Origin of the sequence: Mycobacterium sp. SMC-19 (assembly GCF_045310815.1) — a bacterium.
Lineage (GTDB): Bacteria > Actinomycetota > Actinomycetes > Mycobacteriales > Mycobacteriaceae > Mycobacterium.
This window is the reverse complement of record NZ_JBJIAM010000002.1, coordinates 692,645-714,336: the sequence shown is the minus strand read 5'-3', so window position 1 is coordinate 714,336 and position 21,692 is coordinate 692,645. Positions and strand designations below refer to the sequence as shown.

21 protein-coding genes and 1 pseudogene are annotated in these 21,692 nt (G+C 69.6%); 18 read left to right on the top strand and 4 right to left on the bottom strand.

The annotated features are described in order from the left end of the window. Window positions 1-619: 619 nt before the first annotated feature. From ACJH5R_RS07490 to recN, 6 genes and pseudogenes are all read left to right on the top strand, one after another. Window positions 620-1,327, top strand: a pseudogene (locus tag ACJH5R_RS07490) (tetratricopeptide repeat protein); the annotation flags it as partial. After that, a complete protein-coding gene (locus ACJH5R_RS07485; protein ID WP_406781635.1) occupies window positions 1,313-2,347 on the top strand; it encodes an HAD-IIA family hydrolase in 1,035 nt (344 codons plus the stop codon). The pseudogene ACJH5R_RS07490 and the gene ACJH5R_RS07485, both read left to right, overlap by 15 nt. Before the next feature lie 47 nt (window positions 2,348-2,394). Beyond that, window positions 2,395-2,571: a hypothetical protein gene (locus ACJH5R_RS07480; RefSeq protein WP_406757241.1), complete on the top strand. Its 177-nt coding sequence runs from the start codon at window positions 2,395-2,397 to the stop codon at window positions 2,569-2,571. A gap of 7 nt (window positions 2,572-2,578) precedes the next feature. Beyond that, window positions 2,579-3,385 (top strand): TlyA family RNA methyltransferase, encoded by an 807-nt coding sequence (locus tag ACJH5R_RS07475; protein ID WP_406781601.1) that lies wholly within the window; start codon window positions 2,579-2,581, stop codon window positions 3,383-3,385. Beyond that, window positions 3,382-4,314 carry an NAD kinase gene (locus tag ACJH5R_RS07470; RefSeq protein WP_406781600.1) on the top strand — a complete coding sequence of 311 codons (933 nt, stop codon included), beginning with the start codon at window positions 3,382-3,384 and terminating at the stop codon, window positions 4,312-4,314. The genes ACJH5R_RS07475 and ACJH5R_RS07470 overlap by 4 nt, the downstream gene beginning before the upstream one ends. Window positions 4,315-4,329: 15 nt before the next feature. Next, complete coding sequence (recN, locus tag ACJH5R_RS07465; protein WP_406781599.1) at window positions 4,330-6,129, top strand: DNA repair protein RecN; 1,800 nt, start codon at window positions 4,330-4,332, stop codon at window positions 6,127-6,129. Window positions 6,130-6,135: 6 nt separating this feature from the next. Here recN and ACJH5R_RS07460 read toward each other — a convergent pair whose 3' ends face one another. Further along, window positions 6,136-6,501: a hypothetical protein gene (locus ACJH5R_RS07460; RefSeq protein ID WP_406781598.1), complete on the bottom strand. Its 366-nt coding sequence runs from the start codon at window positions 6,499-6,501 to the stop codon at window positions 6,136-6,138. A 214-nt stretch (window positions 6,502-6,715) separates the two neighbouring features. On the opposite strand from ACJH5R_RS07460, the gene steA reads away from it, so the two are divergent. The 5 genes from steA to xerD all read left to right on the top strand — a co-directional run bounded on the left by steA (window position 6,716) and on the right by xerD (window position 12,394). After that, entirely contained in the window at window positions 6,716-7,897 is a 1,182-nt protein-coding gene (gene steA / locus ACJH5R_RS07455) for a putative cytokinetic ring protein SteA (RefSeq protein WP_406781597.1), read from the top strand. A gap of 37 nt (window positions 7,898-7,934) precedes the next feature. Then, window positions 7,935-8,876, top strand: a complete 942-nt coding sequence (locus tag ACJH5R_RS07450; RefSeq protein ID WP_406781596.1) for a copper transporter — start codon at window positions 7,935-7,937, stop codon at window positions 8,874-8,876. A gap of 140 nt (window positions 8,877-9,016) precedes the next feature. After that, window positions 9,017-10,825 (top strand): CTP synthase, encoded by a 1,809-nt coding sequence (locus tag ACJH5R_RS07445; RefSeq protein ID WP_406781634.1) that lies wholly within the window; start codon window positions 9,017-9,019, stop codon window positions 10,823-10,825. Continuing rightward, the gene (locus tag ACJH5R_RS07440; protein ID WP_406781595.1) at window positions 10,818-11,441 is read left to right on the top strand and encodes an NUDIX domain-containing protein; all 624 of its coding nucleotides are present in this window, start codon (window positions 10,818-10,820) and stop codon (window positions 11,439-11,441) included. Before ACJH5R_RS07445 ends, ACJH5R_RS07440 begins: the two co-directional genes overlap by 8 nt. After that, on the top strand, window positions 11,438-12,394 hold the full coding sequence (gene xerD / locus ACJH5R_RS07435) for a site-specific tyrosine recombinase XerD (RefSeq protein WP_406781594.1): 957 nt from the start codon (window positions 11,438-11,440) through the stop codon (window positions 12,392-12,394). The genes ACJH5R_RS07440 and xerD overlap by 4 nt, the downstream gene beginning before the upstream one ends. An 87-nt stretch (window positions 12,395-12,481) precedes the next feature. On the opposite strand, the gene ACJH5R_RS07430 is transcribed toward xerD, so the two are convergent. Further along, a complete protein-coding gene (locus ACJH5R_RS07430; RefSeq protein WP_406781593.1) occupies window positions 12,482-13,237 on the bottom strand; it encodes an O-methyltransferase in 756 nt (251 codons plus the stop codon). Window positions 13,238-13,350: 113 nt separating this feature from the next. Here ACJH5R_RS07430 and ACJH5R_RS07425 point away from each other — a divergent pair, with 113 nt between their 5' ends. Genes ACJH5R_RS07425 through der form a run of 6 tightly spaced genes read left to right on the top strand, consistent with a single transcriptional unit; the run spans window position 13,351 to window position 18,670 of the window. Beyond that, on the top strand, window positions 13,351-14,208 hold the full coding sequence (locus ACJH5R_RS07425) for a ParA family protein (protein WP_406781592.1): 858 nt from the start codon (window positions 13,351-13,353) through the stop codon (window positions 14,206-14,208). Next, window positions 14,196-15,029, top strand: coding sequence for a segregation/condensation protein A (locus ACJH5R_RS07420; protein ID WP_406781633.1), 834 nt, complete (start codon window positions 14,196-14,198; stop codon window positions 15,027-15,029). The genes ACJH5R_RS07425 and ACJH5R_RS07420 overlap by 13 nt, the downstream gene beginning before the upstream one ends. Window positions 15,030-15,043: 14 nt before the next feature. Beyond that, a complete protein-coding gene (gene scpB / locus ACJH5R_RS07415) occupies window positions 15,044-15,823 on the top strand; it encodes an SMC-Scp complex subunit ScpB (RefSeq protein WP_406781591.1) in 780 nt (259 codons plus the stop codon). Beyond that, window positions 15,820-16,578: a pseudouridine synthase gene (locus tag ACJH5R_RS07410; RefSeq protein WP_406781632.1), complete on the top strand. Its 759-nt coding sequence runs from the start codon at window positions 15,820-15,822 to the stop codon at window positions 16,576-16,578. The genes scpB and ACJH5R_RS07410 overlap by 4 nt, the downstream gene beginning before the upstream one ends. Then, window positions 16,575-17,267, top strand: a complete 693-nt coding sequence (gene cmk / locus ACJH5R_RS07405; protein WP_406781590.1) for a (d)CMP kinase — start codon at window positions 16,575-16,577, stop codon at window positions 17,265-17,267. Before ACJH5R_RS07410 ends, cmk begins: the two co-directional genes overlap by 4 nt. After that, window positions 17,264-18,670: a ribosome biogenesis GTPase Der gene (gene der, locus ACJH5R_RS07400; RefSeq protein ID WP_406757228.1), complete on the top strand. Its 1,407-nt coding sequence runs from the start codon at window positions 17,264-17,266 to the stop codon at window positions 18,668-18,670. The genes cmk and der overlap by 4 nt, the downstream gene beginning before the upstream one ends. A gap of 9 nt (window positions 18,671-18,679) precedes the next feature. Here der and ACJH5R_RS07395 read toward each other — a convergent pair whose 3' ends face one another. Beyond that, window positions 18,680-19,114 (bottom strand): hypothetical protein, encoded by a 435-nt coding sequence (locus ACJH5R_RS07395; RefSeq protein ID WP_406781589.1) that lies wholly within the window; start codon window positions 19,112-19,114, stop codon window positions 18,680-18,682. A 60-nt stretch (window positions 19,115-19,174) separates the two neighbouring features. On the opposite strand from ACJH5R_RS07395, the gene ACJH5R_RS07390 reads away from it, so the two are divergent. Further along, window positions 19,175-19,957 (top strand): sulfite exporter TauE/SafE family protein, encoded by a 783-nt coding sequence (locus tag ACJH5R_RS07390; protein ID WP_406781588.1) that lies wholly within the window; start codon window positions 19,175-19,177, stop codon window positions 19,955-19,957. A 6-nt stretch (window positions 19,958-19,963) separates the two neighbouring features. Here the strand turns inward: ACJH5R_RS07390 and ACJH5R_RS07385 are convergent, their stop codons facing one another. Beyond that, entirely contained in the window at window positions 19,964-21,619 is a 1,656-nt protein-coding gene (locus tag ACJH5R_RS07385) for a patatin-like phospholipase family protein (RefSeq protein WP_406781631.1), read from the bottom strand. Window positions 21,620-21,692 lie beyond the last annotated feature (73 nt).

Here is a 21,692-nt window from a genome sequence, read left to right as displayed (position 1 = left end):
CGGGTGGAAAAGTAGGACACCGCCGAACACAACATTAAGACCTGTGCCCCCCAAGAAATTGGGGGGCACAGGCATTTCCCACATGTCCCATGTTCTGCGCGAACAGATCGCGCAAATGCGACCGTGTCAAGAGGTCGGCGATCCCCGCCGTATCCTTTTCGGTAGCACTGTTACGACCGAAGGGCACGAGGTGGCCGAACACGGCAATGGCGGCGACGGGCCGCGGGGCGGCAGGGGCGCCGGCGACGCCGGGCGACGAGGCCGGCCCGGGCAATCCGGTGGTCGGCCCGGGCAGTCCGGAGGCAGGCCCGGTCAATCCGGCGGTCGCCCCGGGCAGTCCGGTGGTGGTTCGTTCCGGGGATCCGGCGATCAGCGCCGGGCATCGGGCGGCTCGGGACCCGAGCGCGACCGTCGTCCACAGCAGCGTCGCGACCACGACGGTAGTCCGCGTCCCTCGTGGGACCGTGACGGGAGCCCGCGACCCCAGCGGGACAACGACCGCACGTCGCGGCCGCAGCGCGACTTCGACCGCACGTCGCGACCCCCGCGGGACAATGACCGGACGTCGCGTCCGCAGCGCGACTTCGATCGGACGTCGCGGCCCCAGCGGGACTTCGATCGGACGTCGCGGCCGCCGCGACCTTCCGGCGAGGACACCAACGCGCGCTACGACGACCCGCCGCTGCCCGAGGGGATCGAGCCCAAGCAGCTGGCTCCCGAAGTGCGCCGCGAACTGAGCACGCTCAACCGGGCCACCGCGGATTCGGTGGCCTGCCACCTGGTCGCGGCCGGGATGCTCCTCGATGACGACCCCGAGACCGCACTGCTGCATGCCAAGGCGGCCCGCTCGCGCTCGACGCGGATCACCGCGGTCCGCGAAGCGGTCGGGATCGCTGCCTATCAGTGCGGCGATTGGTCGCAGGCGCTGGGCGAGCTGCGGGCGGCCCGCCGAATGGGCAGTAAATCCGCGCTGCTGCCGTTGATCGCCGACTGCGAGCGCGGCCTGGGTCGCCCCCAGCGGGCGATCGAGTTGGCCACCGGTCCGGAAGCCGAACAACTCGAGGGCGACGAGGCCGACGAGATGCGGATCGTCGCCGCCGGTGCTCGTGCCGACCTGGGCCAGCTGGAGCAGGCGCTGACGGTGCTGTCGTCGGCGCCGTCGGATCCCGGACGGACCGGCTCGACCGTGGCGCGGCTGCACTACGCGCACGCCGAGACGCTGGTGGCCCTGGGCCGCGAGGGCGAGGCGCTGGAGTGGTACCTGCGGGCCGCGGCGGCCGATACCGAGGGCGTCACCGACGTCGAGGAACGCATCGCGGAACTCGGTGGCGGCGCGTCACTGGCCGAGGAGTACGACTGCCTGCTGCTGGATCTCGACGGCACGGTGTTCCGCGGGGGCGAACCCACGGCCGGCGCTGTCGAGACCTTGGCCGAACTGCCGAGCCGGGCGCTGTTCATCACCAACAATTCCTCGCGCGGCGCGGACGAGGTCGCGGGGCATCTGAACCAGCTGGGCTTCACCGCCACAGCCGAGGACGTCGCCACCAGCGGCCAGATCGCGGCAGGCCTATTGGCCGGCCAACTGCCCGCCGGAGCGAAGGTCCTGGTGCTGGGTGCTGAGTCACTGGCCGCCGAGATCACCGCCGTCGGCTTGGAAGCGGTACGGCTGGCTACCGACGAGCCGGCCGCGGTGATTCAGGGCCTGTCCACCGAGCTCGGCTGGGCCGATCTGGCCGAGGCGGCGCTGGCGATCCGTGCCGGGGCGCTGTGGATGACCACCAACGTCGACAAGACGCTGCCGTCGGAGCGGGGTCTGCTGCCCGGCAACGGGTCGATGGTGGCCGCGCTGCGCGCCGCGACTGACGCCGAACCACAGGTGGCCGGCAAGCCGGGCCCGGCGCTGCTGACCGCCGCACTGGCCCGCGGGGAGTACTACGCCCCACTGGTGGTCGGCGACCGGCTCGACACCGACATCGCCGCGGCCAACGCCGCCGCGCTGCCCAGCCTGATGGTGCTGACCGGAGTGAGCTCCGCCCGCGACGCGGTCGGTGCGATCGCCGAGCATCGGCCGACCTACCTCGGTCATGACCTGCGGGCGCTGAACATCGGCGCCGGCCGGCTGGCGATCGGTGCCCAGCCGCACTGGGACGTCACGGTGGACGGCACCACCGTCACCGTCGCCGCCGGGCAACCCGAGGAAGACGGTGATGGCCTGTCGGTGGTCCGGGCGCTGGCGTCCGCGGTCTGGGACGCCGAGCTGGCCGGGCGCCCCTTCACCGTCGCGGCCGCCGACGAGACCACGGATGCGGCGTTGCAACAGTGGTCCCTACTCGGCACGTGGCCCTGAGGGCCCCAACTGGCCCCAACTGGCATCGACTAGCGTGAGTGGCACCCATGAACAGTGAGATCGAGGACGTTCGAGCACGCATCGCGGCAGTGTTGGCCGAGTTGCCCGGGGAGACCGAGCTGGCCGACCTGCCGGCCCACAGCGACCTCAATGCGTTGGCGCAGCGGCTCGAAGAAGCCCACCAGGTATTGGTGCGGGCGCTGGAGTCGGTAGAGAAGGGCTGAGTCAGGCATGTCGCGGCGTGCTCGCGTCGACGCCGAACTGGTCCGGCGCGGATTGGCGCGGTCTCGTCAGCAGGCCGCCGAATTGATCGAGGCCGGCAAGGTCACCATCGACGGCATCCCGGCGGTCAAGCCCGCCACCGCCGTGGCTCTCACCGCGGCGCTGGCCGTGGTGGACGACGGCGAACGCAGCTGGGTGTCGCGTGGGGCGCACAAGCTGATCGGTGCGCTGGACACCTTCGGTATCGCCGTGGCCGAGCGGCAGTGCCTGGACGCCGGGGCCTCGACGGGCGGATTCACCGAAGTACTGCTGGACCGCGATGCGGCCCGGGTGGTCGCCGTCGACGTCGGCTACGGGCAGTTGGCCTGGTCGCTGCGCACCGACCCGCGGGTGGTGGTCATCGAACGCACCAACGTCCGCGGACTGACGGTCGATGCGATCGGCGGGCCCGCGGAGCTGATCGTGGCGGACCTGTCGTTCATCTCGCTGGCCACGGTGTTGCCCGCGCTGGCTGGCTGCGCGTCACCGGACGCCGATATCGTTCCGATGGTGAAGCCGCAGTTCGAGGTCGGACGACAACAGGTGGGTTCGGGCGGTGTGGTGTCCGACCCGGTCCTGCGGGCCGAGGCGGTCTTGTCGGTGGCGCGCCGCGCCGAAGAGCTGGGGTGGGGCACCGTCGCCGTCACCGCCAGTCCACTGCCGGGGCCGTCCGGCAACGTCGAATACTTTCTGCATCTGCGCGCCGCCGCCGCGCCACTGACCGGTGACGCGTTGCACGCGGCCGTGCAGGATGCCGTCGCGAGGGGTCCGCAATGACCAATGGAGATCGACAACGCACCGTGCTGCTGGTGGTGCACAGCGGTCGAGAAGAGGCGACCGACACCGCACGCCGTGTCGAGAAGGTGCTCGACGAGCACGGCATCGCGCTGCGGGTGCTGACCGCCGAAGCCGTCGACAAGGGCGCGCTGCACGCGGGCTCGGACGACGGTCGCGAAGTCGGTGTCGCGATCGACCTGGTGGACCCGGACAACGGGGCGGCCGAAGGCTGCGAACTGGTCCTGGTGCTCGGCGGTGACGGGACCTTCCTGCGCGCCGCGGAACTGGCTCGCAGCGCCGACATCCCGGTATTGGGCGTCAACCTGGGCCGGATCGGGTTTCTGGCGGAGGCCGAAGCCGACACCATCGACCAGGTCCTGGACAAGATCATCGCCCGCGACTACCGGGTGGAAGACCGGATGACGCTCGACGTCGCGGTGCGCGCCGACGGGGAGATCATCGACAACGGCTGGGCGCTCAACGAGGCCAGCATGGAGAAGGGCCCGCGGCTGGGCGTACTGGGCGTCGTCGTCGAGGTGGACGGCAGGCCGGTGTCGACGTTCGGCTGCGACGGGGTACTGGTGTCGACCCCGACCGGATCCACCGCCTACGCGTTCTCCGCCGGTGGGCCGGTGCTCTGGCCCGACCTGGACGCCATCCTGGTGGTGCCCAACAACGCTCACGCGCTGTTCGCCCGGCCCATGGTCACCAGCCCCGAATCGATCATCGCGATCGAAGTCGAAAGCGACGGCCACAATGCGCTGGTGTTCTGCGACGGTCGCCGCAAGATGCTGGTGCCGGCCGGCGGGCGCCTGGAGGTGCAACGTGGCGTGAGCCCGGTGAAGTGGGCGCGGCTGGGCCGCTCGCCGTTCACCGACCGATTGGTGCGCAAATTCCGGCTGCCCGTCACCGGCTGGCGTGGACAATGACGACGGTGCCGGCCCTTGCTTACTGAAATCCGTATTGAGTCCCTGGGCGCCATCAGCGCAGCCACCGCCGAGTTCGACCGCGGACTGACCGTGCTGACCGGGGAGACCGGCACGGGCAAGACGATGGTCGTCACGGGCCTGCACCTGCTCGGCGGAGCTCGTGCCGACGCCAACCGGGTGCGTTCCGGGGCCGCCCGCGCCGTGGTGGAGGGCAGGTTCTGCACCGCCGACCTGGCGCAGGCCGCGGCCGGGCAGATCGATGAACTGCTGGAGGCCGCCGGGGCGGAGCGCGACGAGGACGGCACGGTGATCGCGGCCCGTTCGGTCAGCCGCGACGGCCCGTCGCGGGCCTACCTGGGTGGCCGCGGGGTGCCCGCCAAATCGCTGACCGGTTTCACCGGCAGCCTGTTGACGCTGCACGGCCAGAACGACCAGCTGCGGTTGATGCGCTCGGACGAACAGCGCGCGGCGCTGGATCGTTACGCCGCGGTCGGTGCCCGGCTAGAGCGCTACCGCGCCGCGCGTGAGGCCTGGCAATCCGCGCGACGCGAGCTCGTCGAACGGCGCGACCGTGCCCGGGAACTGGCGCAGGAAGCCGACCGGCTCACCTTTGCGTTGCGGGAGATCGACGCCGTTGATCCGCGCGCCGGCGAAGACGACGCGCTGACCGCCGACATCCGGCGGCTCTCCGAACTCGACGCACTGCGCGCCGCGGCCGACGGCGCGCGGGCGGCCTTGGCCGGCGGCGACGACGCACTGGACGCGGCGGACGGGCCGAGCTCGGCAACCGATCGGCTGGGGCAGGCGAAGACGGCGTTGAGCGCCACCGACGACGCCGTCCTGCAGGCGCTGGGCGATCAGCTCGGTGAGGCGCTCACCGTGGTGGGCGATGTGGCCCGCGAACTCGGCAGCTTCCTCGATGATCTGCCCACCGGCGCCGATGCGCTCGATGCCAAGCTGGCCCGCCAGGCCGAGCTGCGCAGCCTGACCCGCAAGTACGCCGCCGACATCGACGGGGTGCTGGCCTGGGCGGCGCAATCGCGGGAACGCCTGACCCAGCTCGACGTGTCCGAAGAAGCGCTCGCCGAGTTGGCTCGCCGTGTCGATGAGTTGGGCGCGCAGGTGGCCAAGACCGCCACCGAGCTCAGTGCCGCGCGCACCAAGGCGGCCGGTGGACTGGCCAAGGCCGTCAGCGCCGAGTTGTCCGGGCTGGCGATGGCCGATGCCGAGTTCAGCATCGGGGTCAGCACCAGTCCCGCGGCCGCGGAGGACCCGGCCGCCTTGCGGTTGCCGTCGGGACAGACCGTGCACGCCGGCGCCGACGGCATCGACGATGTCGAGTTCGGACTGGCTCCGCACCGCGGCATGACGGTGCTGCCGCTGGCCAAGAGTGCCTCCGGTGGGGAACTGTCCCGGGTGATGCTGGCGCTGGAGGTGGTGCTGGCGACCTCGTCGTCGTCCGCGGCGGCGCGGAACTCGGCCGGCACCACGATGGTGTTCGACGAGGTCGACGCCGGAGTGGGTGGACGGGCCGCGGTGCAGATCGGGCGCCGGCTGGCTCGCTTGGCCCGCACCCACCAGGTCATCGTGGTGACACACTTGCCGCAGGTCGCGGCCTACGCCGACGTGCACCTGATGGTCGAGCCCACCGGCCGCCAGGGTGCCAGCGGGGTGCGCCGGTTGGCGGACGACGACCGGGTCGGCGAGCTGGCCCGGATGCTGGCCGGACTGGGGGAGACCGACACCGCCCGGGCTCACGCCCGAGAGCTGCTGGACGCCGCGCAAGAGGATCGGGGCGCCGGCTCCGACAGCTAGGGCAGGTCAGTTCTTTTTCAGCTGGTACTTGTAGTAGGCGCCGTCGTCGAAGGTGAATGTGCCGGCGAGCGAATTGTTATCGACCGTCGTGGTAAATCCGTGGGACTGGCCCGACGGTTGGGCTGCCGTCCAGGAACTGCCGGCCAGGTGAAAGTCATAGGGTGTATCGCCGCCGGCCACCTCCACGTGCCGACAATCGGGGCCGCAACTGCCGACATTCCACGTCTGCGTCTGGCCCACCTTGAACTGGTCGGATTCGGTCATCGTCATGGTGTAACTGCCGTCAGTCAGGTCGGCTTTCGCCGGGCCGGCCAACCCCACCGACGCGCCCGCCACCAACGTGGCCAGAGCGGCAATCCGTCGTCCCCTCATGTCGATCTCCCTCCTCGCGATACGGGGCGGCGCCCCGATTGAGTCGACGTTATGCCCGGGCGGGCAACCGGAAATACAGGGAAATCCCTTGCACATTTCGGGCCCGCGGTGCGCGTGTAAAGCCTGTGACTGATGTGACGTGATGAAACTTCTGGGGCTGGTGTTACGGCGCGCCTCCCGTGATTCTTGCGACTTCCCGGCCAGAATCGCGCCCATGAAGATGTCTGCGCTGCTGTCTCGTAACACCGCCCGGCCTGGTCTCGTCGGTACGGCTCGGGTCGACCACGACATCGACCGGCTGCTGCGCAGGGTGGGACCCGGCGACATCGTGGTCCTCGACATTCTCGATCTGGACCGGATCACCGCCGATGCACTGGTGGAAGCCCAGATCGCCGGCGTGGTCAACGCCTCGGCCTCAATCTCCGGGCGCTACCCGAACCTGGGGCCGGAGGTGCTGGTCGCCAACGGCGTCACGCTGATCGACGAAGCCGGACCCACGGTCTTCAAGAAGATCCGTGACGGCGCCAAGATCCGCCTCTACAACGGCGCCGTCTACTCCGGTGACCGCCGGCTGGCCCGTGGCGTCGAACGCAGCGACGTCGAGATCGCCGACATGATGATGGAGGCCAAGACCGGGCTGGTGGCCCACCTGGAGTCCTTCGCCGGCAACACCATCGAGTTCATCCGCAGCGAGAGCCCGCTGCTGATCGACGGGATCGGGATCCCCGAGATCGACGTCGACCTGCGACGTCGCCACGTGGTGCTGGTCGGTGACGAAGCCACCGCCACCGACGACCTGAAGTGCCTCAAGCCGTTCATCAAGGAGTACCAGCCGGTGCTGATCGGCATCGGTGCCGGAGCCGACGTGCTGCGCAAGGCCGGTTACCGCCCGCAGCTGATCGTCGGCGACCCCGACCAGATGAGCGCCGAGGTGCTGCGGTGCGGATCGCAGGTCGTGCTGCCCGCCGACGCCGACGGCCACGCGCCCGGTCTGGAGCGCATCCAGGACCTGGGTGTCGGTGCCATGACCTTCCCCGCCGCCGGCTCGGCGATGGACCTGGCGCTGCTGCTGGCCGACCACCACGGTGCGGCGCTGCTGGTGACGGCCGGACACACCTCCAACATCGAGACGTTCTTCGACCGGACCCGCCAGCTGACCAACCCGTCGATGTTCATGACTCGGCTCAAGGTCGGCGAGAAGCTGGTGGACGCCCGTGCGGTCGCCACGCTCTACCGCAACCGGATTTCCGCCGGCGCGATCGCGCTGCTGGTGCTGACCATGCTGATGGCGATCACTGTCGCGCTGTGGGTCTCGCGGACCGATGCCGTGGTGCTCGAGTGGCTCGGCAACTACTGGCAGCACCTGTCGCAGTGGTTGCGGCACTGGGTGACCTAAACGGGATCGACGTACAAGGATCGGGGTCAGCACCGCCATGATCACCCCTCGCTACCACGCGATGTCGCTGACGGCAGTGCTGCTGGCACTGGTGTTCGGTGTCGTGCTGGGTTCCGGACTGTTGTCCGGCCCGTTGATGGCCGGCCTGCAGTCCGACAAGCAGGACCTGCGGGAGCAGATCGACGCGCTGCAGGAACAGCACAACGCGTTGAACGAGCGGCTGCGCAACGCCAACGATTTCGACGCCCAGATGGCGCCCCGGATGGTGCACGACGCGCTGAACGGGAAATCCACCGTGATCTTCCGGACTCCTGATGCCGCCGACGGCGACGTCGAGGCGGTCTCGAAGATCATCGGGCAGGCCGGCGGAACCGTCACCGGAACGGTGACACTGACGGCCCAGTTCGTCGAGGGCAACGCCGAAGAGAAGCTGCGGGCGGTGCTGGAGTCCGGGATCGTGCCGGCCGGCGCCCAACTGAGCACCAGCCTGGTCGACCAGGACGCCCAAGCCGGCGACCTGCTCGGGATCGCGCTGCTGATCAACCGCAATCCGACGATCGTGCCCGCCGACGACCCGGCGCGTGACACCGTGCTGGCCGCGCTGCGCGACACCGGCTTCGTCACCTACCACCAGGAGCGCTTCCCGGCCGCCAACGCCGCCGTGGTGCTCACCGGCGGAGCGCTGCCCGAAGACGCCGGCACCAGCGGGCTGAGCGTGGCCCGGTTCGCCGCGGCACTGGCCCCACACGGCTCGGCGACGGTGCTGGCCGGCCGGGACGGATCGGCGTCGGGCACCGCGGCGGTGGCCATGGCCCGCACCGATTCCGCGGTGGCCGCAGCGATCAGCACCGTCGACGACGTGGACCTCGAGTCCGGCCGGATCACCACTGTCATGGCGGTGAGCAGTCTGATCGGCGGCGGCCAGCCGGGGCAGTACGGCATCGGCCACGGCGCCGGGTCGGTCACGCTGGCGCAATAGCCGGACTTACCGCAGCCCCGTCCGGGCCCGGGTGGGCGTGTCTGGAGCCGAGACGCCGCGTCGATGTTAGGGTGAGATTCCGTGGGTCGGCAGGCCCTCAAGTTCCTGCGCCGTCGTCACGGAGGTTGGTGTTGCCACCACTGCGAAAGCATCCGCAAACCGAGCCGAAGCATCTCTTCGTCACGGGTGGAGTTGCGTCCTCGCTGGGTAAGGGTTTGACCGCAAGTAGCCTGGGACAGTTGCTGATATCCCGGGGTCTGCAGGTCACCATGCAGAAGCTGGACCCGTATCTCAACGTCGACCCTGGGACGATGAATCCGTTCCAGCACGGTGAGGTGTTCGTCACCGAGGACGGTGCCGAGACCGACCTCGACGTCGGCCACTACGAGCGATTCCTGGACCGCGACCTGTCCGGTTCGGCGAATGTGACTACCGGCCAGGTGTATTCGACGGTCATCGCCAAGGAACGCCGCGGCGAATACCTCGGCGACACCGTGCAGGTGATCCCGCACATCACCGACGAGATCAAGCGGCGCATCCTGGCCATGTCGGAACCGGACGCCGACGGCGCGCGCCCCGACGTGGTGATCACCGAGATCGGTGGCACCGTCGGCGACATCGAGTCGCAGCCGTTCCTGGAAGCCGCCCGGCAGGTCCGCCACGACGTGGGCCGCGACAACGTGTTCTTCCTGCACGTCTCGCTGGTGCCGTACCTGGCCCCGTCCGGCGAGCTCAAGACCAAGCCCACCCAGCACTCGGTGGCGGCGCTGCGCAGCATCGGCATCACCCCCGACGCGCTGATCCTGCGTTGCGACCGTGACGTGCCCGACGCGCTGAAGAACAAGATCGCGCTGATGTGCGACGTCGACGTCGACGGGGTGATCTCCACCCCGGACGCGCCCTCGATCTACGACATCCCCAAGGTGCTGCACCGCGAGGAGCTGGACGCCTACGTGGTGCGCCGCCTCAACCTGCCGTTCAAGGACGTCGACTGGACCGAGTGGGACGAGCTGCTGCGCCGGGTCCACGAGCCCCACGAGACCGTGCGAATTGCGCTGGTGGGCAAGTACATCGACCTGTCGGACGCCTACCTGTCGGTGACCGAGGCGCTGCGGGCCGGCGGCTTCACCCATTACGCGAAGGTCGAGATCCACTGGGTGGCCTCCGATGCGTGCGAGACGCCGGCCGGCGCCGCCGCCGCGTTGGGGGAGATGCACGGCGTGCTGATCCCCGGTGGGTTCGGCATCCGCGGCATTGAGGGCAAGATCGGGGCCATCGCCTACGCCCGCACCCACGCGCTGCCGGTGCTGGGACTGTGCCTGGGTCTGCAGTGCATCGTGATCGACGCGGCCCGCGTCGCGGGGATCACGCAGGCCAGCTCGGCGGAGTTCGACCCGGACACCCCGGACCCCGTCATCGCGACCATGGCCGACCAGCAGGAAGCGGTCGCTGGAACGGCCGACCTCGGCGGCACCATGCGGCTGGGCGCCTACCCCGCCGTACTGGAAGCGGATTCGATTGTGGCCGAGGCCTATCAGGCCACCGAGGTCTCCGAACGGCACCGGCATCGCTTCGAGGTCAACAACGTCTACCGCGACCGGATCGCCGAGAGCGGGCTGCGGTTCTCCGGCACCTCCCCGGACGGCAAGCTGGTGGAGTTCGTCGAGTACCCCCGCGAGGTGCACCCGTTCCTGGTGGGTACCCAGGCGCACCCGGAACTCAAGAGCAGGCCCACCCGGGCGCATCCGTTGTTCGCCGCGTTTGTCGGCGCGGCGATGGACTACAAGGCCGCCGAGCGGCTGCCGGTGGAGATCCCTGAGCACGCCCACGAACCCCACGGCGCTGAGCACGAAGACGCCCAGAACGGAGCCGAGGGGCGCGGCGGAAGCGCCCAGCCGTTGACCGACTCACTGCAAGAAGCGCTGCCGGAACACGTCACCCGTGGCTGACCACGTCTTCGAGACCACGTCGTCGCAACTGCTGCACAGCGGCAAGATCTTTGCGTTGCGCCGTGACGAGGTCTTGATGCCGGGTGGGGCGACGGCCACCCGGGACGTGGTGGAGCACTTCGGGGCGGTCGCGGTGGTCGCGCTGGACGCCGAGGGCAGGATCCCGCTGATCTACCAGTACCGCCATGCGCTGGGCAGGCGGCTGTGGGAACTGCCCGCCGGCCTGCTCGATGTCGGGGGCGAGCCGGCGCAGCTGACCGCCGGTCGTGAGCTGGTCGAGGAGGCCGGTCTGACCGCGACCACCTGGCAGGTGCTGGTGGACCTGGACTCCACCCCGGGCTTTTCCGACGAGTCGGTGCGGGTGTATCTGGCCACCGGCCTGACCGAGGTGGACCGCCCGGAGGCCCACGACGAAGAGGCCGACCTGAGGCTGCAGTGGTATTCGCTCGCAGAGGCGGCCCGCATGGTGTTCACCGGCGAGATCGTCAATGCCATTGCGGTGGCGGGCATCCTGGCCGCCCACGTACACAGTCAGGGCTTCGCCGAGCTGCGTGACACCGGCGCCGAGTGGGTCGATCGACCGAAGGCGTTCGCGGCAAGGCAGACCCGGCCATGACCGCGGCGGCCCAGCCGGTGGGCCCGCTGGGCGGGCAGTTGCAGGGGTATCTGGACCACCTGACCATCGAGCGCGGGGTCGCAGCCAACACGTTGAGTTCGTATCGGCGCGACCTGCGCCGCTACCGCGAGCACCTGCTGACCCGCGGGATCGAGGACCTGGCCGGAGTGGCCGAAGGCGACGTGACCGAGTTTCTGGTGGCGCTGCGTCGCGGCGACCCGGACAACGGCGTGCCCGCCCTGTCGGCGGTCTCGGCGGGGCGCGCGCTGATCGCGGTGCGCGGCCTGCACCGGTTCGCCGCCGCGGAGGGACTGGTGGCGACCGACGTGGCCCGTTCGGTCAAGCCGCCGACGCCGGGGCGGCGGCTGCCCAAGAGCCTGACCGTCGACGAGGTGGCGGCGCTGCTGGCCGGCGCCGGCGGCGACAGCGCCTCGGACGGGCCGTTGACGCTGCGCAACCGCGCGCTGCTGGAGATGTTGTACTCCACCGGATCTCGGATCTCCGAGGCCGTGGGAATGGACATCGACGATATCGATGTTCAAGACCGGTCGGTGCTGTTACGCGGCAAGGGCGGCAAGCAGCGATTGGTGCCGGTCGGCCGGCCGGCAGTCGCGGCACTGGACGCCTACCTGGTGCGGGGACGCCCGGAATTGGCCGGCCGCGGCCGCGGTACCGCGGCGGTGTTTCTCAACGCCCGGGGCGGGCGGCTGTCGCGCCAAAGCGCCTGGCAGGTGCTGCAGGACGCCGCCGAGCGGGCCGGCATCACCGCGAAGGTGTCACCGCACACGCTGCGGCACTCGTTCGCGACCCATCTGCTCGACGGCGGCGCCGACGTCCGGGTGGTGCAAGAGCTGCTCGGCCACGCCTCGGTGACCACCACCCAGATCTACACCCTGGTGACCGTCAACGCGCTGCGCGAGGTGTGGGCCGGAGCCCACCCCCGCGCCCGCTGATGTCTTCGCGCGAGTGTGCGTGTTTGTACGCCGACACGCCGTAATAGCTGTCAATCTGTGCACCCTCGCGCCAGGTACTAGAGGGCGTTAGCCGCCCAGGTAGGTCGACTCCAGCACCAGATCGTGGAGCAGGCTCTGATACTCCACGTGGGTGCGGTGCTCGATGGTGTCCCACCGCGAACCCTGCTGGGCCTGCATGTACTCGCGATAACGCGGCGCACCGGGCAGCTTGACGTTGTCGGCCACCACCACCGCCCCCGGATGCAGCCAGCCCCGGTCGAGGATGGCTTGCAAGTCGGGCAGGTAGGCGTCCTTGTCGTGGTCGATGAACAAGAAGTCCAGGCCGCCGGCGGCAAAGCCGTGCTTGGCGGTCAAGGTGTCCAGCGTGCGCCCGCCGTCGCCGATGGTGCCCACCACGCACGTGACCCGGTCGGCCACCCCGGCGTGCGCCCAGATCCGCCGGGCGTTGGCGGCGTTGGCCTCGGCCAGCTCGATCGAATAGACCCGCGCCGAGGGTGCGGCGCGGGCGATCCGCAGCGCGCTGTACCCGCAGTAGGTGCCCAGCTCCAGCGCCAGGCCCGGATTGACCCGCTGCACCGCGGCATCCAGCAGCAGGCCCTTCTCGTCGCCGATATTGATCAGCAAAGACTTCTCGTAGGCGAACTCGTCGATGCGGGCGAGCACGTCGTCGATGTCGCCGGCGCGGGCGTTGGCCAGCACGAAGTCGACCGCTGCGGCCTCGCGGCCGTCGCCGATCTGCCCGGTTGTGACGATGTTGCGCGCACCGGTTGCCATCCGCAGGAACGACCACCGCAGGAAGGGAAGACGTCGTTTGAGGCTCATGGTTGCGATCTTATGGCCGTTGGCGCGTGCAATCACTGGTCATGTGGCTAATACAGACGCCGGACACCTACTAGACTTCTGCGGATGTCCGCCACCACAGGGCCGGTCCGGCCATGAGCGACGACGACACCCCCGGCGTCGGTCTGACCGGGCGTCCGCCGCGGAATATCCCCGAGCCGCAGCCCCGTTCGACGCACGGGCCGGCCAAGGTCATTGCGATGTGTAACCAGAAGGGCGGCGTCGGCAAGACGACCTCCACCATCAACCTCGGTGCTGCGCTGGCCGAATACGGCCGCCGCGTGCTGCTGGTGGACCTCGACCCGCAGGGCGCGCTGTCGGCGGGCCTGGGCGTGCCGCACTACGACTTGGCGCACACCGTGCACAACCTGCTGGTCGAACCGCGGGTCGGTATCGACGACGTGGTGGTGCACACCGCGGTGGAGAACCTGGACCTGGTGCCCTCCAACATCGACCTGTCCGCGGCCGAGATCCAGCTGGTCAACGAGGTGGGGCGCGAGCACTCCCTGGCGCGCGCGCTGACACCGGTGCTCGACCGCTACGACTATCTGTTGATCGACTGCCAGCCGTCGCTGGGGCTGCTCACCGTCAACGGCCTGGCCTGCGCCGACGGGGTGGTGATCCCGACCGAATGCGAGTACTTCTCGCTGCGCGGCCTGGCGCTGCTGACCGACACCGTGGAGAAGGTCCGCGACCGGCTCAACCCGAAGCTGGAGATCAGCGGCATCCTGCTGACCCGCTACGACCCGCGCACGGTCAACTCCCGCGAGGTCATGTCGCGGGTGGTGGAGCGCTTCGGCGACCTGGTGTTCGACACGGTCATCACCCGCACCGTGCGTTTCCCCGAGACGACGGTGGCCGGCGAGCCCATCACCACCTGGGCTCCGAAATCCGGCGGCGCGCAGGCCTATCGTGCATTGGCCCGCGAAGTCATCGACCGATTCGGCGCGTGAACGCCGACACCCAGACGGCCGACGCCCCCGCCGATTCGCAGGGCTTCCAGGTCCGGCTGACCAACTTCGAGGGTCCGTTCGACCTGCTGCTCCAGCTGATCTTCGCGCATCGCCTCGACGTCACCGAGGTGGCTCTGCACCAGGTCACCGATGACTTCATCGCCTACACCCGCGATGTCGGCTCGCAGCTGGAGCTGGAAGAGACCACCGCATTTCTGGTGATCGCCGCGACGCTGCTCGACCTCAAGGCGGCCCGGCTGCTGCCGGCCGGCCAGGTCGACGACGAAGAAGACCTGGCGTTGCTCGAGGTCCGCGACCTGCTGTTCGCGCGGCTCCTGCAGTATCGGGCGTTCAAGCACGTCGCGCAGATGTTTGCCGAGCTCGAATCGGCGGCGTTGCGCAGCTACCCGCGTGCTGTGGCGCTCGAAGACGGGTACGCCAATCTGCTTCCCGAAGTGATGCTCGGTGTGGACGCCGAGTCGTTCGCCCAGATCGCGGCGGCTGCGTTCACCCCGCGTCCGGTCCCGGTGGTGGGTCTTGAGCACCTGCATCAGGTGATGGTGTCGGTTCCCGAGCAGGCCGGTGTGGTGTTGCGGCTGCTGGAAGCTCGCGGCACCGGGCAGTGGGCGTCGTTCACCGAACTGGTCGCCGACTGCTCGATGCCGATCGAGATCGTCGGCCGCTTCCTGGCGCTGCTCGAACTGTATCGGGCCCGGGCGGTAGCATTTGAGCAGTCAGAACCACTTGGTGTGCTCCAGGTGTCGTGGACGGGGGAACGTCCCACCAATGAAGACCTGGTGAAAGCAGAATCGGCCGAGTAGTGCGAGACGAATTGATGACTGACCACATGCCCGACTCCGAAGTGGCGGAGGAGGCTGCCGAGGCTCCCGAGGCTACGGACGCTGGGGAAGACCACGAGGGCGCGCAGGAGTCCGCCGGCCCGTCGGGCTCCGATCTCGGGATCGACGTCGCCCTGGCACCCGAACTCGAAGACGGCGAACTGGGATCGGTGCTCGAGGCACTGCTGCTGGTGGTCGACACGCCGGTGGCTGTGGAGGCGCTGGCGGCCGCCACCGATCAGCCGGTCTACCGCATCACGGCCAAACTGCACACGATGGCCGAGGAGTTCACGCAGCGCGACAGCGGTATCGACCTGCGTGAGGCCGGTGGCGGCTGGCGGCTGTACACCCGTGCCCGGTTCGCGCCGTACGTGGAGCGACTGTTGCTCGACGGCGCGCGGTCCAAACTGACCCGTGCGGCGCTGGAGACGCTGGCCGTGGTCGCCTACCGCCAGCCCGTGACGCGGGCCCGGGTCAGCGCGGTGCGCGGCGTCAACGTCGACGCGGTGATCCGAACCCTGGTCGCGCGCGGCCTGATCACCGAGGCGGGCGCGGACCCCGACACCGGGGCGGTGACCTTCGCCACCACCGAGCTTTTCCTGGAGCGGCTGGGCCTGTCCTCGCTGACCGACCTGCCCGACATCGCCCCGCTGCTGCCCGATGTCGACGTGATCGACGAAATGAGCGAAACCTTGGACAGCGAACCGCGTTTCATGAAACTCGGTGGTGTGCCGGCGAACGATCAGCCGCTGACCTTCGATGTGGACCACCTCTGATGGCGTGGCCGGACGAAGATCAAGACGGAGTGCGCCTGCAGAAGGTGCTCTCGCAGGCCGGGGTTGCCTCGCGCCGGGTCGCCGAGCGGATGATTCGCGACGGCCGGGTCGAGGTGGACGGTCAGGTGGTGACCGAGCTGGGCACCCGAGTGGACCCTGCCGCCTCGGTGATCCGCGTCGACGGGGCACGGGTGACCGTCGATGAGACCCGGGTCTATCTGGCGCTGAACAAGCCGCGCGGCGTGCACTCGACTATGTCCGACGACCGCGGACGGCCGTGTATCGGCGACTACGTCGAACACCGAGTTCGCGGTGACGCCAAGCTGTTTCACGTCGGGCGCCTCGACGCCGACACCGAGGGTCTGATGCTCTTGACCAACGACGGCGAACTCGCGCACCGGCTGATGCACCCGTCGTATCAGGTACCCAAGACCTATCTGGCCACCGTGCAGGGCGCGGTGCCGCGCGGGCTGGGTAAGAAGCTGCGCGAGGGTGTCGAACTCGACGACGGACCGGTGAAGCTCGACGATTTCGCGGTGGTCGACGCCGTGCCCGGAAAGTCTCTGGTGCGGGTCACCCTGCACGAAGGCCGCAAGCGCATCGTGCGGCGGATGCTGGCGGCGGTTGGATTTCCGGTCCAGGAGTTGGTGCGCACCGACATCGGCACGGTGACGCTGGGGGAGCAGCGTCCCGGCAGCATCCGGGCGCTGACCCGCAAGGAAGTCGGGGAGCTCTATTCAGCGGTGGGCCTGTGAGTGCGGGCAGTGCGGCCGTGGTCGCCATCGACGGGCCGGCCGGAACCGGAAAGTCCACGGTCGCGCGAGGATTGGCGACGGCGCTGGGCTCGCGCTATTTGGACACCGGCGCGATGTACCGCGTCGTCACGCTGGCGGTGCTGCGATCGGGTGTCGCGCTTGATGACTCCGACGGCATCGGTGCGGTCGCGCAGGGCGTCGAGGTCGCGGTGGACTCCCTGCCCGAGGGAGACCGCGCTTTCCTTGGCGACGAAGACGTTTCGCGAGAGATCCGCGGCGACGAGGTGACTCGCGCGGTGTCAGCGGTGGCCGCGGTTCCCGCGGTGCGCACCCGGTTGGTCGCGCTGCAGCAGCAGTTGGCCGCGCAAGGCGGCGGCGTGGTGGTCGAAGGCCGCGACGTGGGCACCGTGGTGCTGCCCGACGCCGACGTGAAGATCTTCCTGACCGCCTCGGCGGAGACTCGGGCCCAGCGGCGCAATGACCAGAACGTCGCGGCCGGACTGCGCGACGACTACGCGGGCGTGCTGGCTGACGTGGTTCGCCGCGACGAATTGGACTCCACGAGGGCGGTGTCGCCACTGCGGCCCGCCGACGATGCGGTGATCGTGGACACCGGAGACATGACCCAGGCGCAGGTGATCGACCATCTGCGGGACCTGGTTGAGCAGCATTGCGGGGCGATCCGATGACTGACGGAACCTGGGTCGACGAAAGCGACTGGGAGATCGGCGAAGAAGGCGGTTTCGACGACCTCGTCGAAGACTCCGGCCCGCCGCCGGTGGTGGCCGTGGTGGGCCGGCCCAACGTCGGCAAATCGACGCTGGTCAACCGGATCCTGGGCCGGCGCGAAGCCGTCGTGCAGGACCTGCCCGGGGTGACCCGCGACCGGGTGTCCTACGACGCGCTGTGGACCGGTCGGCGCTTCGTGGTGCAGGACACCGGCGGCTGGGAGCCCGACGCCAAGGGCCTGCAGCAGCTGGTGGCCGAGCAGGCCGCGGTGGCGATGCGGACCGCCGACGCGGTGATTCTGGTGGTGGACGCGGTGGTCGGCGCGACCGCCGGCGACGAGGCCGCCGCGCGAATTCTGCGCCGATCCGGCAAGCCGGTGTTCTTGGCCGCCAACAAGGTTGACAGCGAGCGCGCCGAGGCCGACGCGGCGGCACTGTGGTCGCTGGGACTGGGTGAGCCGTTCACGGTCAGTGCGCTGCACGGTCGCGGAGTGGCCGACCTGCTGGATGAGGTGGTCGCCAAACTGCCCGAGGTGGCCGAAACCGCCGGCGGTGGTGGCGGCCCGCGCCGGGTGGCGCTGGTCGGCAAGCCCAACGTGGGCAAGAGCTCGCTGCTGAACCGGTTGGCCGGCGACGAGCGTTCGGTGGTGCACGACGTGGCCGGAACGACGGTCGACCCGGTCGACTCGCTGATCGAGATGGACGGCAAGATCTGGCGTTTCGTCGACACTGCCGGGCTGCGCCGCAAGGTGGGGCAGGCCAGCGGACACGAGTTCTACGCCTCGGTGCGCACTCACGGCGCGATCGATGCCGCCGAAGTGGTGATCGTGCTGGTCGATTCGTCGCTGCCGCTGACCGAGCAGGACCAGCGGGTGATCTCGATGGTGGTCGAGGCGGGCCGGGCGGTGGTGCTGGCCTACAACAAGTGGGACCTGGTCGACGAGGACCGGCGTTACCTGCTGGACAAAGAGATCGACCGGGACATGGCCCGCCTGGCGTGGGCGCCGCGGGTGAACATCTCGGCGAAAACCGGTCGTGCCGTGCAGAAGTTGGTGCCGGCGCTGGAGACCTCGCTGGCTTCCTGGGATACCCGGATATCGACCGGGCAGCTCAACAACTGGCTCAAAGAGGTGGTCGCCGCGACCCCGCCGCCGGCGCGCGGTGGGCGCGCGCCGCGCATCCTGTTCGCCACCCAGGCGGCGTCGCGTCCGCCGACCTTCGTGTTGTTCACGTCGGGATTCTTAGAGGCCGGCTACCGCCGGTTCCTAGAGCGGCGATTGCGCGAGACGTTCGGATTCGAGGGCAGCCCGATCCGCATCAATGTGCGAGTGCGAGAGAAGCGCGGCCCCAAGCGTTCTCGCTGAGGTCTGGCATTAACCCGCCTTGGTCAGCTGAAAATCCCACTGCCCGACCACCCCGCCGGCCGGCCCGCGGCCGCACGGCTCCAGGGTGGCGGTGGTCCATTGGCCGGCCAGGGTCACCGCATCGAAGCTGACCGTCTTGGACACCGGCAGCGGGGTGTGATCCACCGGGCAGTCCATGCTGCCCCGCCCGTTGTACTCCCAGCGGCCGCCGTTGAGATGAAATTCCGCGTTCTGCAGCCACCGTTCCGCGTCGACGGTGGTGCAGCTCGCGCCGCACGGGGTGAATGTCCACGTCGCCGCCCGCTGCGACGGGCCGTGCTGGGCGGTGAAGGCGTACGGGCCTGACGGCACCTCCGGGGCGCCCTGGGCCGCCGGCGGCGCCCCAAGGGCGAACAGCGCCACGCAGGCAGCCCCGACAACCCGCTTTCCCGTACTGCCGATCATCGCCTCACCTCTCCGCTGGGCTGCCTTAGCCCTGCGCACGATCAGCGTAGGGTGCTGCAAATGCCGGTTTCGCAGATGGTGTTGATCCTGCTGGCGGGGGTGGGCGCCGGGGCGATCAACGCCCTGGTCGGCTCGGGCACGCTGATCACCTTCCCGACCCTGGTGACGCTGGGTTTTGCGCCGTTGACCGCGACGATCTCCAACGCGATCGGCCTGGTGGCCGGTGGTATCTCCAGCACCTGGGCCTACCGTCGCGAACTGCGCGGTCAGTGGGAGCGGCTGCGCTGGCAGATACCGGGATCGCTGCTGGGCGCGGTGCTCGGCGCCTATCTGCTGCTGCACCTGCCCGAGAGCGTGTTCAACCGAATCGTGCCGGCATTGTTGGTCGGCGCCCTGGCGCTGGTGGTGATCGGGCCGAAGATCCAGGCGGTGGCGCAGCGTCGCGCGGCGGCCGAGGGCCGCTCGACCGACCAGCTCAGCGGTGGCCGGCTGACGGCATTGGTAGTGGGCACCTTCGTCGTCGGCGTGTACGGCGGCTATTTCGCTGCGGCCCAGGGAATTCTGCTGGTCGGTGTGATGGGCGTGCTGCTGCCCGAGTCGATGCAGCGGATGAACGCCGCGAAGAACCTGCTGGTGCTGATCGTCAACGTGGTGGCCGCGGTGGCCTACATGGTGACGGCGTTCGGCCGGATCAGTTGGCCGGCAGCCGGATTGATCGCGGTCGGTTCACTGATCGGGGGATACCTGGGCGGTCACTACGGGCGCCGGTTGTCGCCGAACGCGCTGCGCGCGGTGATCCTGGTGGTCGGCCTGATCGGGCTTTACCGGCTGCTGACGGTCTAGCCGGCTTCAGGCCGGGTTCTGCTTGCGCCACCGCTCCCAGCGGCTGCGCGGTGCCCGGGCCGAGGCCATAACCTCATTCATCGACGCGGCGTGCGGGTGCTCCGGTTGGGCGGGCGCCTTCGGCGTCACCACCGCGGGCTCGCTGCCTTCCCACCAGACCGGTTGCAGCAGTGCGGAAACCACCGGAATGGCATGCCCGACACTCTTGCGTCCCCACTGGCAGGCCCGGTCGATGGTGGCCGCCGACGGCGCCAGGTTGACCGGTGACAACGTGGGGGAGAACCGGACCAGATGATCCGCGTAGGGCGCGTTGCGCACCATCTGCAACTGGATCGCCTGGGTGATCGGCACCAGCCACAGGTGCTTGGGGTCCCACTGCGGATGGAAGCAGTCGAAGGCGAGGTAGCAGGCGTTGCGGGTGCCCAACCGGCCGGCGCGGACCCGTTTCCAGGCCAGCTCCAGCGGCACATTGCTGGCCGCGCCGCCGTCGACCAGGGCGCCGACGTCGTTGTCGGCCAGCAGCGCGTCGAACAGCGGCTGCATGGCCGGATCCTTGGGCTCGTGGTGCAACACCCCGGGAATCGCCGACGAGAAGGACGCTGCGTCAACGACGTTGACGTCGCGGTCCGGATTGTCGCCGCCGATCACGATCGGGGTCACCACCCGCGGGTCGATGAAGGCGGCCGTCTGCCACATGCGCGTGGCCACCTGCGGGCCCAGGCCGAACGACAGATACGGGAAGGACCGCAGCTGCAGGCCGGCCAGGCGCTGGTTGCGGTAACGCCCCGGCAGGTTCGCAAACGGCTGGCGGCGCACCCCGGCCACCACCGCATCGAACGGAATCTCCAGGTCCGACATCTTCATCGGCGCACCGTCTTCACGGCGGAACATCGCGTCGGCGAACAGGTCGAAGTTCAAGGCGAACACACCGGTGAGGCCGTGGCGGCGGCGCAGCCGCTCGGGCCCCAGGATGGCGCGGAACGACACCGTCTTGGCCCACTCGATGTATTCGTGGATGGGCACCGGAAGGGTGCGGCTGACCACCGATCCCAGGATGGAACCGAACGACGACCCGATCAGGTAGTCGGGCACCGCCCCGGACTTCAGCAGGGCCTCCATGCCGCCGATGTAGACGAAGCCGGCGCCGCCCCCACCACCGAGGACGGTGACCAGCTTCTTGTGGCCCACCTCGGCGTCGAGCTCGGCCAGGGAGAAGTCGTTGCCGTGGCGCTCGGCCAGCAGCCGGCGTTGCTCGTCCTGCTCGGCGGTCAGCGCGCCCAGGGTGTCGCGAGCGGCGACCAATGCCATCACCGGGTCGCGTTCCTCGCGCAGCGGGCCGCGCAGGGCGTCGGCCACCTTGGCCCGCCACCCGGCCAGCTCCGCGCCCACGGAGACGTCGCCGCGGCCGCGAGCGCCGCCCGGTCCGGCGGCGCCGGGCTCGAAGTCGTCGAGCCGGGCGAAGTTGAGCAGATACCGCAGTCGGCGCAGCTGCTCGGCGCTCAGCACGTCGGGCCGGCGCAGCGTGTGCCGAATCAGCCGGTTTTCCATCTTCTGCAGCAGCAAGATGGTGTCGCCGGTGTCGACGACGTCGACCACTTCGTCGGTGACGGCGGAGTCGGCGCTGGTCTTGGGGGTGTCTATGGGGTCCGTGGGGTCGGGCATGGCCGACCACTGCTGCGAGGGGGGAAGCTGCATAAGTGGTGGTTCCTGAGGGGTAGTCGCGCTGCCGAGGGGG